A 17,079-nucleotide genomic window follows, 5' to 3' on the forward strand; every position below is an offset into this window, starting at 1 on the left:
GTTGAGTCTTCGATGATGGAACCGAGCGCTCGTCTCGTGCTGTTTACCCCCGCGCGCCTGGCTGACGTGCGGCGGCGCCTGGGTGGCTATGGCGACCGGACCATTGCCGAAGCGTCGGCCATCGGCCTGGCGTACTGGGCGACGGGCCGGAGCCCCGAGGGCCTGGAGCTCGCCCCTGGAACGCTGTTCCCGGACCTCCTCGGCTGGGTCGACAACGGCGGCGCCGCGCCCCGCGGTTGGGAGGTCGCGGAAGCGGCGTCCGACGGCATCCGCATCGCGGTCCCCGACGGTGTGCCCGTCGCCGAGGCGCAGCTCGCCCTCGACGACCTGGCCGACTTCCCGGACCGGCCCCTCGCCACCATCGGCCCCGTCGGCGCGGTGGAACGGCTCGCCACCCTCGCCCGGTGGAACGACACCGACGCCGACCGCGTCCGGCCGACCATCGTGGAGATGTTCCGCGAACAGGCCCGGCTCAGGCCGGACGCGATCGCCGTCGTCGACGGGCGACGCTCGCTGACGTACCGTCAGGCATCCGAGAAGTCGGCCCAGTTGGCCCACCACCTGCTGGAGCGGGGGCTCACCGCCGAACAGGTCGTCGGGATCTCGCTCGGCCGCTCGGCCGACATGGTGGTCGGCCTGCTCGGTGTCCTCCAGGCCGGCTGCGCGTTCGTCCCGCTCGACCCGCAGTGGCCCGCCGCGCGTCGCGCCGTCGTCATCGACGACGCGCGCGTCGCGCTCCAGCTCAACACCACCGGCGAGCACGACCCCGCCGAACCGGCCGCCGCCTCGGTCGACCTCGACGACTGGCGCTACGGCGAGCACCCCACCGGGGCCCCCGGCATCACGGTCCCCGGCGACGCCCTCGCCTACGTGATCTTCACGTCCGGCTCGACCGGCCGGCCCAAGGGCGCGATGATCCGCCACGAGGCCATCAGCGAACGCCTGTTGTGGCAGGTCGAGGAGATCCTGCACTTCGGCCACGACGACGCCTCGCTCTTCAAGGCGCCGCTGTCCTTCGACATATCCATCAACGAGATCTTCCTGCCGCTGGTCTGCGGCGGCCGCCTCGTGGTCCTGCGCCCCGGCGGCGAGCGCGACCCGCACCACATGCTCGGCGTGATCGCCGACCAGCGCGTCACCTTCACCTACCTCGTGTCGTCCATGCTCGACGTCCTCCTGGAGATCGCGGGCGACTCCGACCGCCTGGACAGCCTGCGCCACGTGTGGTGCGGCGGCGAGGTGCTCACCCCCGAACTGTACGAACGCTTCCGCACCCGGCTCGGCATCCCCATGTACCACGGCTACGGGCCGGCGGAGACGACCATCGGCGTCTCCCACGTCATCTACCGGGGCGCGGCGGAACGCCTGTCGACCTCCATCGGCAAGGCCAACCCCAACACCCAGCTGTACGTCCTCGACGACGAGCTGCGCCCGGTCCCGGCCGGCGTCGGCGGCGAACTCTACGTGGGCGGCTTCCTGTTGGGGCGCGGCTACGTCAACGCGCCGGGCCTGACCGCCTCCCGGTTCGTGGCCAACCCCTTCGCCAACGACGGCTCCCGGCTCTACCGCACCGGCGACCTGGCCCGGTTCGCCCCGGACGGCTCCCTCGACTTCCTCGGCCGGGCCGACAACCAGGTCAAGATCCGCGGCATGCGCCTCGAACTCGAAGACGTCGAGGCCGGTCTCGCCGAGCATCCCGGGGTCCGGCACACCTGCGTCGTCGCCAAGAAGAACAGCGCGGGCGGCACCTACCTCGTCGGGTACGTGATCCCCGCCGCCGGCAGCGGCGACCTGCGGGCCGACGCGGTCAAGGAGTGGGCCGCCGGCCACATGGTCGAGTACATGGTGCCCGCCCACATCGTCGTGATGAACGCGTTCCCGCTCACCGCCAACGGCAAGCTGGACCGGCGCGCACTGCCCGAGCCCGAGATCGGTACGGGTGCGTTCGTGCGGCCCTCCACCGACGACGAGCGTGCCGTGTGCACGGCCGTCGCCTCCGTCCTGCGCCTCGACGAAGTCGGCGTCGACCAGGACTTCTTCGCGCTCGGCGGCGACAGCATCCTCGCGATCTCCCTCCTGAGCGCGCTGCGCGAGGCGGGCCTCTACGTCAGCGCGGGCCAGATCTTCGCGAACAGCGTCCTCGGCGCCCTCGCTGCCGTCGCGAGCCGTGAGGACAGGGCGCGCGTGGACCACGACGACATCCCCACCGGCCCCGTCACCGCGTCACCCATCGTGCAGTGGCTCGGCGAGACCACCGACGCGATCGACGGCTTCGTCCAGTCGGTCGTCCTGAACACCCCGGCCGAGCTCACCGCCGGCACCCTCGACGCCGTACTCGCCGCGCTGGTGGCCCGGCACGACATGCTGCGCGCCCGCCTCGTGCGCGGGGACCGCTGGAGCTTCGACATCCCGGCGCCCGACGGCGCGAAGGCCGACTGGCAGGAGAGCGAGGGCCCGCTCGACACGTGCGTGGCGCTCGCCACCGAAGGCCTCGACCCGGACAACGGAGTGATGCTGCGGGCCGTCTGGCGCCGCGCGGCACGCCAACTCGTCGTCGTCGTCCACCACGTGGTGGTCGACGGAGTGTCCTGGCGCGTCCTGATGGACGACCTGGCCACGGCCTGGCGCCAGTCGTCCGCGGGCGAAGCCGTCGAACTGCCTCCGGTGGGCACGTCGTTCCGGCGTTGGACGCAGCTCCTGGAGAGCACGCCCTTCGACCGGGACCGCGCCCACTTCGAGCGCCCGCTGCCGGGCCCGGACGCGCGGCTCGGCAGGCGCGAGCCGACCGGGGCCGACACCGTCGAGCGCGAGAGGGAGCGGACCTTCACGGTCGGCGCCGACCTCACCGCGGCGCTGCTCGGCGAGATCCCGGCGAAGTTCCACGCGGGCGTCAACGACGTCCTGCTCACCGCGCTCGCGGTCACCCTCGCCCGGTGGCGCCGCGACCGCGGCCAGGACCAGACGTTCGCGCACATCGAACTCGAAGGCCACGGCCGCGAGAGCCGCCACGTGGCGGCCGCCGCGGGCGTCGAGCCGGAGCTGTCACGGACCGTCGGCTGGTTCACCACCCTCTTCCCCGTGACCGTCGACCCCGGCGCCGCCGAGGACTTCACCGCACCCGGCTACCTCGCCGCCGCACTCAAGGCGGTCAAGGAAGACCTGGCCCGGGTACCGGCGGGCGGCCTCTCCTACGGCGCGCTGCGCCACCTGGCCGGCGCCGCCTTCACCGCTCCCGCCCCCCAGGTCCTCTTCAACTACCTGGGCCGCTTCGACGCGGGCACCGAACAGGACTGGCAACCGGCCGGAGCGACCGGCCAGTTGGGCGAGAAGCGCGACCCGCGCATGCGCCTGCCGCGCGCCCTGGAGTTCAACGCGATCGCCGAGCCCTCCGCCACCGGCGACTACGAACTCGTCACCACCGTCTCCTGGCCCGAGGGGATGTTCGACGACGAGGACGTGGAGACGCTCGGCGGCTACTACCGGACCGCCCTCGCCGGCCTCGCCGCGCTGGACCGCGGCGGCCACTCGCCCAGCGACTTCCCGCTGGTCCGCCTCACCCAGGCCGACGTCGACGCCCTGGACGGACCCGAACTGCGCGACGTCCTGCCGCTGACCCCGCTCCAGGAAGGCCTCTACTTCCACTCGGTCTTCGACGAGGACTCCACGGGCAGCTACGTCGAGCAGCAACTCCTCACCCTGGAAGGCGCCATCGACGCCGACCGCCTGGAGGCCGCGGCGACCCGCCTGTTCGCCCTGTACCCGAACCTCGCCGCACGCTTCACGGCGCTCGCCGACGGCCGCGTCGTCTCCGTCCTGGACGGCGGCGCCACGGCGCCCTTCACCACGGTCGACCGGGCCGGCATCACCGACGACGAGATCCGCGAGCACGCCGAGCGGGACCGCCGGGCCGGCTTCGACCTGGCCACCGGCCCGCTGATGCGGTTCACCCTCTTCCGCGACGCCGAGGCGGGCCGGGGCGTCCTGGTGCAGACCGTGCACCACATCATCGCCGACGGCTGGTCGGTGCCGCCGATGCTGCGCGCGCTGCTCGCCGAATACCACGCGCCGGGCAGCGAGTACCCGCCGAGCGGCTTCCCCGACTACGTCGGCTGGCTCGCGGGCCGCGACGCCGACGAGAGCGACCGGGTGTGGGCCGCCGAGCTCGCGGAGCTGCCCGGCCCCTCCCTCGTCGCCCCGGGGCACACCCCGTCCGACCGCTTCGCCGACGTCCACCAGGAACCGGCCCACGACATCGACGCGGCCGCCAGGACCGCCGGCGTCACGCTGAGCGTGGCCGTGCACAGCGCCTGGGCCCTGACCCTGGGCTCCGTCCTGAACACACCGGACGTGGTGTTCGGCTCGACCGTCTCCGGCCGGGACGCGGACGTTCCCGGCATCGGCGACATGGTCGGCCTGTTCATCAACACCGTTCCGCTGCGCGCCCGTTGGGACGCCACCACCACGGCGCGCGAGCTGCTCGCCTCGGTGCGCGACCACCAGGGCGCGGTCGTGGCGCACCAGCACGTCTCGCTCGCCCGGACCGGCCGCCTGGCCGGCGTAGGCCCCCTCTTCGACACCCTCGTCGTCTTCGACGTGGCGACCGACGTCACCGCCCTGCGCCGCCCCGGCGACACCCTCGTCGTCACCGATCTCGTCAACGAGGGAGCCCCCCACTACCCGCTCACGCTGGTCGTGGAGCGCGCCCTGGACGGACGCCCCCGCTTCAACCTGATATACGACGGCGAGCTGCTGCGCGAGAGCGGCGCCCGGTCCCTCCTGCGCCGCTTCACCGACACCCTCACCGGCCTCCTCGACCGGCCCGACGCGCAGGCCGCCGCCCTGGTGCCCAGCGCCACCCGGAGCCCGGCGACGACGATCGCCCCGGTCACGCTCGGGGAGCTGTTCGACGCTGCGGCCCGCCGCGATCCGGCCGCCACCGCCGTCACCCAGTGCGCCCTCGACGGCGCCGCCCGGTCCCTGACCTACGGTGAACTGGCCGCCGCCAAGGACGAGTTGGCCGCCACCCTGCGCGTCGCCGGGGTCCGGCCGGGCCGGCGGGTCGCCGTCGCGGTCCCGCGCACCATCGAGCAGGTGACCGCCCTCGTGGCGATCGTCAGCGCGGGCGGCGCCTACGTACCGCTCGACCTTGCCTACCCGGACGAACGCCTCGTCCACGTCCTCGCGGACGCCGCGCCGCAGGTCGTCCTCGTCGCCCCCGACCAGCGGGAGCGCTTCACGGCACTCCTGGAGACGGCCGGCGTCCCGGCCCGCGTCCTGGTGCAGGGCGATGAACTGCCCGATGCGGAAGAGCACATGACGGGCCCCGCCGTCACCTGGCACGACCCCGCCTACGTGATCTACACCTCCGGCTCGACCGGCCGGCCCAAGGGCGTCGTCGTGCCGCACTCCAGCGTGGTGACGCTGCTCGCCAACACCCGGCCGGACATGGACTTCGGGCCGGCCGACGTATGGGTGCAGTTCCACTCGTACTCCTTCGACTTCGCGGTCTGGGAGCTGTGGGGCGCCCTGGTCCACGGCGGTGAACTGCTCGTCCCGGAGTACGGGCTGACCCGCTCGCCCGTCGACTTCCACCGCCTGGTCCGCGAGCGCGGCGTGAGCGTGCTCAACCAGACCCCGTCGGCCTTCTACCAGTTCATCGAGGCCGACCGCCTCGCGGCCGAGCCCCTCACCCGGCTGCGCCGCGTCGTCTTCGGCGGCGAGGCGCTCGACCTCGGCCGGCTGCGCGGCTGGGTCGAGCGGTACGGCACCGCCGCGCCCGAACTCGTCAACATGTACGGGATCACCGAGACCACCGTCCATGTGACCCACCGGGTGCTGACCGACGACGACTTCGCGCACGGCGACGACGTCAGCCCCATCGGCGGCCCCCTGCCGGGCCTGGTCACCCACCTCCTCGACGACCGGCTCGCGCCGGTGCCGCCGGGCCAGGAGGGCGCCATCTACGTGGCGGGCGACCAGGTGTCGCTCGGCTACCTGGGCAGGTCGGCGCTGACCGCGGGCCGCTTCGTGGCGGACCCGTTCGCCAACGACGGCACCCGCATGTACCACACGGGCGACCTGGCCCGGCGCACCCTCGACGGGGAGCTGGAGTTCACCGGCCGCGCCGACGACCAGGTCCAGCTCAAGGGCTTCCGCATCGAACTCGGTGAGGTCGAATCCGCGATCCGGGGCCTCCCGGGCGTGACCGACGTGGCCGTCACCGTCGCGGCCGGCGGCGACCACCTGGTCGCGCACGTCGTGGGCCGGCTGCCCGGCGAACTCTCCGCGCTCCTCCGCGCGAAGCTTCCCGTGCACATGGTGCCCGGCCGGGTTCTGACCCTCGACGCGCTGCCGCTGACCGTCAACGGCAAGCTCGACCGCAAGGCCCTCACCGCACGGGCCGCACGGGACGAGGAACCCCTGGCCGTCGAGGGAGCGCCGGTGCCCGCCGACGGGACGCCCGGGGCCGCCACCGACTCCGCCCTGTCCTCGCTCGTCGGCGTTTTCGCCACGACGCTCGACCACCCGGGCGCGGACGCCGACACCGACTTCTTCGGCGCCGGCGGCGACAGCATCGTCGCCATCACCGTGGTCAACCGGGCCAGGGCGCTCGGCCTGCCGATCGCGCCCCGCGACGTGTTCCTGCACAAGACGCCGCGCGCCCTCGCCGCGCTCCTCGCCACCCGGACCCCGCGGACGGCTCCGGCCCCGGCCGGGCCCGCGCCCCACGAGGACGGCCCGCTGCCGCTCACCCCGATCATCGCGCGCCAGCGTGAACTGGGCGGCTCCCTGGACCGGTTCGCCCAGGCCCGGACCGTGCGGCCCGCCGAAGGCACCACGCCCGCGTCCATCGAGCGCGCCGCGACCGCGCTGCTCGCCGCCCATCCCGCGCTGCGGCTGCGCCTGACCACCGGGCACGGCGTGTGGAGCCTGCGCACCGAACCCGCACGCCCGGCGGTCCTCGTCCACTCGGACGCGGCCGACGCCGACGCGGCGGCCGACGAGGCCGCGGCGAGGCTCGACCCCGAGGCGGGGAACGTCATCGCGTTCACCTGGCTCGCGGCGACCGGCACCCTCGTGATCACCGTGCACCACCTCGCGGTCGACGCCGTGTCCTGGCTGATCCTGCTCGACGACATGGCGGCCGCCCTGCGCGGCGAGCCCCTCGCACCGGCGACCACGTCCTACGCCGCGTACGCGGAGGCGTCCACCCTGCGCTCCGCCGCCGACACCGGCGCCCTCGGGCACTGGATCGACACGCTCCAGGCGCCGCCGCTGCTGCCCTCGGTCGGCGCCCTGCGCTCCACCACGGTGGTGCTCGGCCCCGAGATCGGCGACCGGGTGACGCGTACCGCACCCGCCGCCCTCGGCGTCGCCCTGACCGAGCTGCTCTGCGGCGCCCTGCGCGCCGCCCTCACCGAGGTCCAGGCCGTGCCCGGGGACCTCGCGATCGACCTGGAACGGCACGGCCGTTCCCCGGTGGCGGAGCACCACGACTACAGCCGCACCGTCGGCTGGTTCACCGCGATCGCGCCCGTCCGGCTCACCGCGCACACCGACCCCGTCGCCGCCGCCCGCGAACTCGCCGAGCGCCAGCCCGACGAGTCCGGACACCTCGCCTACGGACGGCTGCGCCACCTCAACCCGCAGACGGCGCCGCTCCTCGGGGCCCGCCCGCAGGTGCTGTTCAACTACCTCGGCCGGGGCGGCGAATCGGAGGTACCGCAGATCACCGGCGGCGACCAGGGCAGCCCGTACGCCGTCGAGGTCAACGCCTGGACCGACGCGGCCACCGGCAGCCTGCACGCCGCCTTCACCCTCGCCGACGAGATCCCCGACGCGATCACCGACCACTGGGCGCGCGCCGTGGAGACCATCGGTGACCGCGCCATGACGGCCGAGCGCACCGCGCCGGTCACCCCCCTCCAGCGGGGCCTGTACTTCCAGGCCCAGCTGGCCGGTGCGGCCGGACACTACGTCGCGCAGAGCTACTTCGCCTTCGACCGGCGCCTGGACACCGACGCGCTCGCCGAGGCCATGACCGCGGTGACCGCCCGGCACCCGGTCGTCGGCGCGGGCTTCGGCACCGACGACGACGGCAACCCGGTCCAGGTCCTCACGGCGGGCCGGCGGATCGACGTCCACACGGTCGAACTGTCCACCGACGCCGACGTGGAGGCCCTGCGCGTCCGCGACCGGGCCACCGGGTTCGACCCGGCCGAGCCCCCGCTGATCCGGCTGACCGTGATCCGCCGCCCGGACGGCCACGACGGCCTGCTCCTCAGCTACCACCTGCTGCTGTGGGACGGCTGGTCCCGCGAGATCGTGCTTCGCGACCTGTTCACCGCGTACGAGGCCGTCCTCGCCGGCGAGCGACCGGTGAGCGATCCGGCCACGCCGGGATTCGAGGAGTACGCCCGGACGATCGCCGCCAGGGACCAGGCCGTCTCGGAGCGGTTCTGGGCCGGGCACCTGGCCGGGCTCACCGGCCCGACCCTGCTCGCCGGGCCGTCCCCCGTGCTGAGCGAGGAGCTGCCGCCCGCGCTCGTCCACACCCTCACCGCAGGGCAGTCCGACCTCCTGCGGGCGGCCGCCAAGGCGCACGGCGTCACCCTGAACTCCGTCCTGACCGGCGCGTTCGGCCTGCTCCTCGGCGCGCACACGGGCCGCAGCGACGCGGTGTTCGGCGTGACCGTCTCCGGCCGCGAGGGCGAGGGCCTGTCCGACATCGTCGGCGTGCTGCTCAACACCGTGCCGATGTGGACCCGGCCCCGGCCGGGCGCCACCGCCCGGGAGTACCTGAACGCCGTGCAGAGCGCCCGTGTCGAGGCCATGGAGCACGAGCACCTCGGCCTCGGCGAGATCCAGCGGGCCGCCGGCCACGACGCCCTGTTCGACAACCTCTTCGTGCTCCAGAACTTCCTGGACATGGACGCGTTCGCCGCGATGAACCAGCGGCACGGCATCACCGCGGTCACGTCCGACGACTCCACCCACTACCCGTTCACCTGGGTCGTCACCCCGGGCGAGCGGCTCACCGTCAAGCTGGAGCACCGCCACGGCGACAGCGCGGGAGCCCGCCGCCTCCTCGACGACTACGTGCGCGTGCTCATGGACCTCGCCGCCTCCACCGGGCCGGTCGGCGCGCTCCCCGGCCTCGGGGCCGCCCCCGAACCCGCCGCCCGCACGGACATCGGCACCGACACCGTGGTCGACCGGTTCGACGCGGCGGCCGACAGGGCACCCGCGCGCACCGCGCTCGTCGCGCACGGCCGGAGCATGACCTTCGCCGAACTCCGCGACCGCAGCCGCCGGTTGGCGGGTGTGCTCGCCGGACGCGGCATCGGCCCCGAGCGGACCGTGGGCCTCGCGATCCCGCGCTCCCTCGACTCCATCGTGGCGCTGTTCGCGGTGCTGCGCACGGGAGCCGCGTACGTGCCGCTGGAGCTGGACCACCCGGACGAGCGGATCGCCGCGATCGTCGAGGACGCCCGCCCGGACGTGGTCCTCACCGTCAGCGCCGTATCGCCGCGCCTGACCGGCGAGTTGATCGAACTGGACCGGCCGCTGCCCCGGGCCGAGCCGTTCACGACGTTCGCGCCGGACGATCCGGACCGCCTGCGCCACCCCGCGTACACGATCTACACGTCCGGATCGACCGGAAGGCCCAAGGGCGTCGTGACCGAGTACGCGGGCCTCACCAACATGCTGATCAACCATCAGCGACGCATCTTCGCGCCGGTCCTGTCCGAGCACGGCGACCGCACCTTCACGATCGCCCACACGGTGTCGTTCGCCTTCGACATGTCGTGGGAGGAACTGCTGTGGCTGGCCGACGGCCACGAGGTGCACATCTGCGACGAGGAACTGCGCCGCGACGCGCCCGCCCTGGTCGAGTACTGCGCCGAGCACGCCGTCGACGTCGTCAACGTGACCCCGACCTACGCCCAGCAACTGATCGCGCAGGGCCTGCTCGACGACCCGGCCCGGCGCCCCGCGCTGGTGCTGCTCGGCGGCGAGGCCGTCACCCCGGGCCTGTGGCAGCGGCTCGCCGCCACCGAGGGCACCGTGGGCTACAACCTGTACGGCCCGACCGAATACACCATCAACACCCTGGGCGTGGGCACCTTCGAGTGCCAGGACCCGGTCGTGGGCGTGGCGATCGACAACACCGACGTGTACGTACTCGACCCGTGGCTGCGGCCCCTGCCGGACGGCGTTCCCGGCGAGCTCTACGTCGCGGGCGTCGGCATCGCCCGCGGCTACCTGGGACAGCCGGCCCAGACCGCGCACCGGTTCGTCGCGTCGCCCTTCGGCAGGCCCGGCGAGCGGATGTACCGCACCGGTGACCTGGTGATCCGGCGCCCCGACGGCAACCTGCTCTACCTGGGCCGCACCGACCAGCAGGTCAAGATCCGCGGACACCGGGTGGAACTGGGCGAGGTCGAGGCCGCGTTCGCCGCGCACCCCGCGGTCCGGTTCGCCGCCGCCGTCGCCCAGCCCGACCCCCAGGTCGACGGCGCCCACCGGCTGGCCGTGTACCTCGTGCTCGACGGCGCCGACCTCGCGGACGTGGCGGCCGAGGCGGGTTCCGGGCTCCCGGACTTCCTGCGGCCGACGCACTACGCCCAGGTGGACGGCATCCCGCTCACGGTGAACGGGAAGGCCGACACCAAGGCGCTCCCCGAGCCCAGGCCGCTGGGCGCGCTCACCACCGCGGGGGAGCGCGGCCCGGAGACCGAGACCGAGACCGTGGTCTGCGAGTACTTCGCGGAGACCCTCGACCTGGACGACGACGAGGTGAGCGCGGTGGGAGACTTCCAGTCCCTGGGCGGGCACTCCATGCTGGCCGTACGGCTGGTCGGGCTGCTCCGCCGGGAATTCGGCCCCGTGATCACGATCCGCGATCTGTTGACCCTGCGAACCCCGGAAGCGATTGCCCGCCACCTTGATGACAACTCCTGACGCCCAGCGATCCCGCCGCCCGGGATCCGGCATCCTCCGGACGGCGATACGCCGCAACGTCGCCGCCATGGTCTGGGGCACCGTCCTCATGGGCCTCTACCAAGCCGGCGAGACCGCCTTCCCGATCGCGCTCGGCCTGATCGTCGAGCACACGATGCGCGAGCGGAGCACCACCTCGCTCGCCGTGTCGATCGGCGCGCTCGCCGTGATCATCACGACGGTGTCCCTGTCGTGGCGGTTCGGCATGCGCATCCTGCAGAAGGCCAACACGACCGAGGCGCACCGCTGGAGGGTGCGGGTCGCGGCCTGCGGCCTCCAGCCGGTGGCCCGGGACACCGGCCTGAAGTCCGGCGAGGTGCTCACCATCGCCACCGAGGACGCCGACCAGACCGCCGACATCGTGGAGGTGGTGCCGATCCTGATCAGCTCGATGATCTCGCTGCTCATCGCGGCGGTCGCGCTGGGCACGGCGAGCCTGCGGCTCGGGGTGCTCGTCATCGCGGGCACCGTCGCGATCCTCTCGGTCCTCAGCCTGATGTCCCGGCGGATCGGCAGCAGCACCAAGGAGCAGCAGGCGCGGGTGGCGCGGGCGGGTGCCAAGGTCGCCGACCTGATCACCGGCCTGCGCCCGCTGCACGGCTTCGGCGGCAACCACGCGGCGTTCCGCTCCTACCGGCGGGTCAGCACGGAGGCGAAGGAGCAGTCGATCACCGTCGCCCGCGTCAACGGCGTCTACGCGGGCACCGCGCTCGGCCTGAACGCGGTCCTCGCGGTCTCGGTGACGCTGACCGCCGGCTGGCTGGCCTTCGACGGGCAGATCGACGTCGGGCAGCTCGTCATGGCGGTGGGCCTCGCGCAGTTCATCATGGAGCCGCTGAAGCAGTTCTCGGACATGCCGAAGTACGTGATGACGGCGCGCGCCTCGGCCGAGCGGATGGCCCTGGTGCTGTCCGCGCCGACAGCGGCGGCCACCGGCACGGAGAGCGCCGCGCCCGGCGGCGACCTGGAGCTCGACTGCGTCCGGTACGGGACGCTCCAAGGGCTGAAGTTCCTGGTTCCGGCGGGCGAGTTCACGGCGATCGCGGCCTACCAGCCGCGCGCGGCGGCCGACCTCGCCTCCATCCTCGCGGTGCGGGTGCCGCCGGACGCCTACGAGGGGGTGGTGCGGGTCGGCGGCCGGCAGCTCGCGGGCCTCTCGGTCGACTCGGTGCGCGAGCACCTCCTGGTGAACCCCTACGACGGGGAGATCTTCGCCGGGACGCTCCGCTCCAACATCGACCCGTCGGGCACCAGCCGCACCCTGCCCGAGGCCGTCGAGGCGTCCCTGCTCACCGACGTCGTCGCCCTGCACCGCGAGGGCCTCGACTACGAGGTGCGCGACCGCGGCTCCAACCTCTCCGGCGGGCAGCGCCAACGACTGTCCCTGGCACGGGCGTTGGCCGCCGACACCGACGTACTGGTGCTGCGCGACCCGACGACGGCGGTGGACGCGGTCACCGAGCAGCTCATCGCGCGCAACATCGCCGAGCTGCGCCGGGGCCGCACCACCGTCGTCATCACCAGCAGCCCGGCCCTGCTGGACGCCGCCGACCGGGTCCTCGTGGTGGACGACGGAGTCGTCACCGCCGAGGGCACCCACCGCAAGCTGCTCGCCACGGACGAGGCGTACAGCCTGGCGGTGACGCGGTAGCCGGGCCGGTACGGGCGATGACGGCCCGGGGCCCGGCGATCGCGCCGGGTTCCGGGCCGTCGCCCGTCGGGCGGTGGCCGCACCTCGGGGCGTGACCCCCGGTCAGGCCAGCGCCCAGGCGACATCCCTGAGCAGGGCGTGGCGCCAGCCCGCCCGGTCGTGGCCCGCCGCCGACCGCGAGATCCGCACGGTGGCGCCGGCCTGCCCGGTGAGGGACTCGACCAGCTCGCAGTGGGGCCGCATGCGGGTCTCGTGCTCGCCGAGGTCGAAGGCGATCCTCAGCCCGGCCGGGGCGGGACGCTCCCGCAGCCGCGCGGCGATGGCGCCGCCGACCGGACCGCCCAGCGGATCGGGCAGCTCCTCGGCTCCGGGCGCCCACCAGAACGACGGCGACTGGCAGGCGACGCGCCGCACCAACTCGGGGAACTCCAGCGCCGCGTACATCGCGCTCAGGCCGCCCAGGCTCTGCCCGGCGACCGCCAACGTCGAGAGGTCCAGCGGCACTTCGGCCTCCGTGAGGAGCGGCAGCAGCTCGTCGCGGACCGACTCCCACCACTCGGGCCGGCACCCGAACTCGGCGAGCCGGTCCTTGGCCGGCACGAAGACCAGCGTGGCCGCGGGCATCTCGCCGGCGGCGTACGCGGCGTCGAACGCGGTGACCGCCGGGTGCAGATGGAGCCAGTCGTCCCCGTCGAGCAGCAGCACCACGGGCCCGCCGCCGCCCACCGGATGGATCCGGACGGTGCGCCGGCCGCCCAGCCGTGCGCTCGCCCAGCGGACGCGGGCGCGCGGCAGGGGCAGCACATCGGCGGCGTCGACGGCCGGCCAGTGCGGCTGCGGCGGCGCGTCCGGGGTGGCGGCGATGGACCGCTCGCCGCCGGCGCCGACCGGGTTGCGGGGATCGGCGTACGCGCCGTCGTCCGTACGGAACCGGTACGTCACCCGGAGCCGGGCGGGCATGCGCACCTCGGCGTACCAGCAGTCCGTGTCGCGCCACCGCGCCAGCGGCACCGGATCCGACCAGCTCTCGAACTCGACGACCGCGGGGGCGCCCCGCCACCGGAACAGGGTGACCCACCCGCCGTCGCCGGACGGGCGGCAGACGGGAGCCGCCGCCCAGAACGCATCGGTGCCGGGCGCGCCGGACAGGCCGAACGCGTCGAACGGGCCGTCCGGTCCGGCCGCGGAACCGGACGCGAAGCCGGCCGTTCCGGGGCTCTCCTGCCGTGGTCCGGTCGGGTGCATCGGTGCCTCCTTGTGAGGACGAGGGGGAAACGTTAAGCTCGGCAATTAGGTGAGCCTAACCTAAGCGTGGCTCACTGTAAGGCCGACCTCGTCCAGACCAACCACCCCCACGGGCGCGGCCCTTGCCGCCCGGGAACGCGCCTGCGTCCGGGCCGCGGGGCCGGCCCCACCGGGCTCCAGGAGGAACCCCGCATGAGCACCAACCCGTTCGACGACGCCGACGGCCGCTTCCTCGTCCTCGTCAACGACGAGGGCCAGCACTCCCTGTGGCCGTCCTTCTCGGCGGTACCCGGCGGGTGGACGGTCGCGAAGCAGGAGTCGAGCCGCGACGCGTGCCTGGAGTACATCGAGTCGAACTGGACCGACCTGCGCCCGCGCTCCCTCGCGGCGGCCGCCGACGCCTGACCCGCACGCCCGCCCCGGGGAGCCCGGCGGCCGTGGCGGCGCGAACGAGTACGTGAGCGGTGCGTACGCCCGTCGCGTACTGCGGTCCCGGGCCCCTCTCGTGAGCATCCGCGACGGACGGACTTCCTGTGCTGTGTACGAGGCTGACCAACGCGAACATCGTCACCATGGACCCCGGCCATCCGGTCGCCCACGACCTGGGGATCTGGCGGGGCCGCATTGTGGGCCTCGACGAGGCCGTGACCTCGCTGCCCGCGCGCGAAGTCGTCGACCTCCGGGGCGCCACGGTGCTGCCCGGCTTCATCGACAGCCATGTCCACCTGGCCTGGGCCGGGTTCAAGCGGAGCGCCCCGAGCGTCGCCCCCTGCGAGCGGGTCGACGAGGTGCTCGCCGTCATCGGGCGGGCGGCGGCGCGCACCGGCGCGCCCGGCGACTGGGTGGACGTGATGGGCTACGACCAGCGCGCCCTGGGCCGCCATCTGACCGCCGCCGAACTCGACACGGTCAGCCACGGCCGCAAGGTCTTCCTGATGCACGACTCCGGTCACGGCTGCGTCGTCAACAGCGCGGTCCTCGCCCTGCTCCCCTTCGAAGTCCCGCACCAGGGCGGCTTCCTGGCCGAGAGCGCCATGACCGCCGCGCGACGCCTCCGGCTGCCCTACGCCCAGAGTGACATCGCCGACGCCGTCGAGCGGGCGGCCCGGAGCTGCCTCGCCGAAGGCGTGACCGCCGTCGCCGAGGCGGGCATCGGGGGCGGACTGCTCGGCCACAGCCCGGTGGAGCTGGGCGCCTATCAACTGCTCCGGGACCAGGGCAGGTTGCCCCTGCGCGTCCAGCTCATGGCGGCCGCCGACACCCTGCGCCCGCGCGAGGCCCACCCCCGCGACGGTCTCCCGCGCGCCCTGGACCTCGGCATGCGCACCGGGTTCGGCGACGACTGGCTGTCGCTCGGCGCGCTCAAGGTCTACACCGACGGCGGCATGATGGCCCGCACGGCCGCGCTCACCGCCCCGTACACCGGCACGGACCGCACCGGTCAGCTGCAGGACGACCCCGAACGCCTCACCCAGCTCATCGTGGACGGCCATCTCGCCGGCTGGCAGCTCGCCGTCCACGCCATCGGCGACCGCGCGGCGGACCTCGCCCTCGACGCGCTGGAGCACGCCCAACGCCTGCGGCCCCGGCCCGACGCGCGCCACCGGATCGAGCACGCCGGGCTCGTCCGCCCCGACCAACTGCCCCGCTTCGCGCGCCTCGGCGTCGGCGCGGTGATCCAGCCGACGTTCCTCCACTCCTTCGGCGACGACTACGCGCGGGTGATGGGCGAGGAACGCACGCCCTGGATGTACCGGGGCCGGAGCTTCCTGGACCACGGGGTCACCCTCGTGGGCAGTTCGGACCGGCCCGTCACGGACGGAGCGCCGTTGAGGGGCATCCAGTTCCTGGTCGAGCGCGCCGCCGCATCGGGCCAACTCATAGGCCCGCGCGAGGCGTTGACGGTGGACGAGGCGCTCCACGCCTACACCGTCGCCGGCGCCCACGCATGCCGGTGGGACGCCGACGCGGGCACCCTCGCCCCGGGCCGCCGCGCCGACCTGGTCGTCCTCGGCGACGACCCGCGACGCGTCGACACCTCCCGGATCGCGGACATCGAGATCGTGGCGACCTTCGTCGACGGACACGAAGCAACGGAGACAGGAAAACTGTGAACGTTCGTACCGACACCCTGGAACGTCTCGCCCCGCTGTGGGAGGCGCCCGACGCCCCGACGCGCTGGGTGATCTGGCACCGGGCGACGGGCGGATCCGTCGGGTCCTTCGAGTCCGTCGTCTTCGACCGGGAGTTGAACATCCCGTTTGACATCGCCGACATCGCCGACGCCAGTGGCGCGGGTGACGTGGACGACGTGGTCCTCGGCGAGGTGATACGCCGGATGCGCGAGGCCGGAGCCCCGGAGACCGACGCGTACCCCGGGCGCCCGTGCGGGTAGGCGTGGCCCACGTGACTCCCACACCGCTATTCTGACGACCCGTCAGGGAGAGCGCTCGTGCGGCTCATTGGGTGGAGTCCGGACGTCCGACTTGGCCCATGCACTCAGGTAAGGCTACCCTTACTTCTGCCGTTCCGCTGGGGCCGGCCCCGCACGCAGTCCTCATCCGGACCGCGTCCGGGAACGCCCCGCGCCCGCGAACGGTGCGACCCGAGGAAGGACCGCCTTGACCACGGCCACGCTGCCCCCCGCCGCCCTCGCCGCGCTGCCGCTCCGCGCCCCAGCCGCCCGATGGCAGGGAGCCGACGGATTCCTCGTGCGTCCGGCGCGCGAGAGCGACGGGCCCGCGCTGGCCGCCCTCTCCCGGCCCTTCGTCCGCCTGGGCGCGCTCCGTGAACGCCCCCTGTCCCTCTACCGCTCCCGGGCGACCGACTTCCTCGTCGCCCAGAACCCCGACGGCGCCATCGAAGGCGGCATCGGCCTGAGTGGGCACTGCGCGGACGGCGTCCTCTACAACTTCTGCGTCGCCGCGCACCGTCAGGGCTCGGGGATGGGCGGCCGCCTGCTCCAGGCGGCCTTCGCGCGGGCGCGCGGCCGCGCCCTGACGATGCTGTTCACCGCGACGACCGGGAGCGGCCGGCTCTTCCTCGGCCACGGCTTCGTTCCGTCCGGCCCGGACCTCGCCCCGGCCGCGTGGGCGCGGACCCTGGACCCCGCGCGCGGCGCACGCGTCCTGGCCCGCACGCTGTAGGCCGCGCAGCCCAAGCGGGGAAGGGGCGGACCC

General features: G+C 73.9%; 7 protein-coding genes. 6 read left to right on the top strand and 1 reads right to left on the bottom strand.

The features are described from left to right. The first annotated feature begins 12 nt into the window (after positions 1 to 12). Both OOJ98_RS23655 and OOJ98_RS23660 read left to right on the top strand, forming a co-directional pair. Complete coding sequence (locus OOJ98_RS23655) at positions 13 to 10,965, top strand: non-ribosomal peptide synthetase (protein WP_267056943.1); 10,953 nt, start codon at positions 13 to 15, stop codon at positions 10,963 to 10,965. Then, complete coding sequence (locus tag OOJ98_RS23660) at positions 10,952 to 12,655, top strand: ABC transporter ATP-binding protein (protein WP_267056944.1); 1,704 nt, start codon at positions 10,952 to 10,954, stop codon at positions 12,653 to 12,655. Before OOJ98_RS23655 ends, OOJ98_RS23660 begins: the two co-directional genes overlap by 14 nt. 102 nt (positions 12,656 to 12,757) lie before the next feature. On the opposite strand, the gene OOJ98_RS23665 is transcribed toward OOJ98_RS23660, so the two are convergent. Continuing rightward, entirely contained in the window at positions 12,758 to 13,900 is a 1,143-nt protein-coding gene (locus OOJ98_RS23665) for an alpha/beta fold hydrolase (RefSeq protein ID WP_267056945.1), read from the bottom strand. A gap of 192 nt (positions 13,901 to 14,092) precedes the next feature. Here OOJ98_RS23665 and OOJ98_RS23670 point away from each other — a divergent pair, with 192 nt between their 5' ends. From OOJ98_RS23670 to OOJ98_RS23685, 4 genes are all read left to right on the top strand, one after another. Then, positions 14,093 to 14,305 (top strand): MbtH family protein, encoded by a 213-nt coding sequence (locus tag OOJ98_RS23670; protein ID WP_267056946.1) that lies wholly within the window; start codon positions 14,093 to 14,095, stop codon positions 14,303 to 14,305. 128 nt (positions 14,306 to 14,433) lie between these two features. Further along, a complete protein-coding gene (locus OOJ98_RS23675) occupies positions 14,434 to 16,014 on the top strand; it encodes an amidohydrolase (protein ID WP_267056947.1) in 1,581 nt (526 codons plus the stop codon). Further along, on the top strand, positions 16,011 to 16,295 hold the full coding sequence (locus OOJ98_RS23680) for a hypothetical protein (protein ID WP_267056948.1): 285 nt from the start codon (positions 16,011 to 16,013) through the stop codon (positions 16,293 to 16,295). The genes OOJ98_RS23675 and OOJ98_RS23680 overlap by 4 nt, the downstream gene beginning before the upstream one ends. Positions 16,296 to 16,521: 226 nt before the next feature. Next, positions 16,522 to 17,046: a GNAT family N-acetyltransferase gene (locus OOJ98_RS23685; protein ID WP_323177923.1), complete on the top strand. Its 525-nt coding sequence runs from the start codon at positions 16,522 to 16,524 to the stop codon at positions 17,044 to 17,046. The last annotated feature ends 33 nt before the right edge of the window (positions 17,047 to 17,079 follow it).

Source organism: Streptomyces sp. NBC_00083 (assembly GCF_026343295.1).
Taxonomy (GTDB): Bacteria; Actinomycetota; Actinomycetes; order Streptomycetales; family Streptomycetaceae; genus Streptomyces.

What these genes read in the sequence shown, in the direction of transcription:
- OOJ98_RS23665 (WP_267056945.1), bottom strand. Translation starts at nt 13,900, where the DNA reads ATGCACCCGACCGGACCACGGCAGGAGAGCCCCGGAACGGCCGGCTTC.
- OOJ98_RS23670 (WP_267056946.1), top strand. Translation starts at nt 14,093, where the DNA reads ATGAGCACCAACCCGTTCGACGACGCCGACGGCCGCTTCCTCGTCCTC.
- OOJ98_RS23655 (WP_267056943.1), top strand. Translation starts at nt 13, where the DNA reads ATGATGGAACCGAGCGCTCGTCTCGTGCTGTTTACCCCCGCGCGCCTG.
- OOJ98_RS23660 (WP_267056944.1), top strand. Translation starts at nt 10,952, where the DNA reads ATGACAACTCCTGACGCCCAGCGATCCCGCCGCCCGGGATCCGGCATC.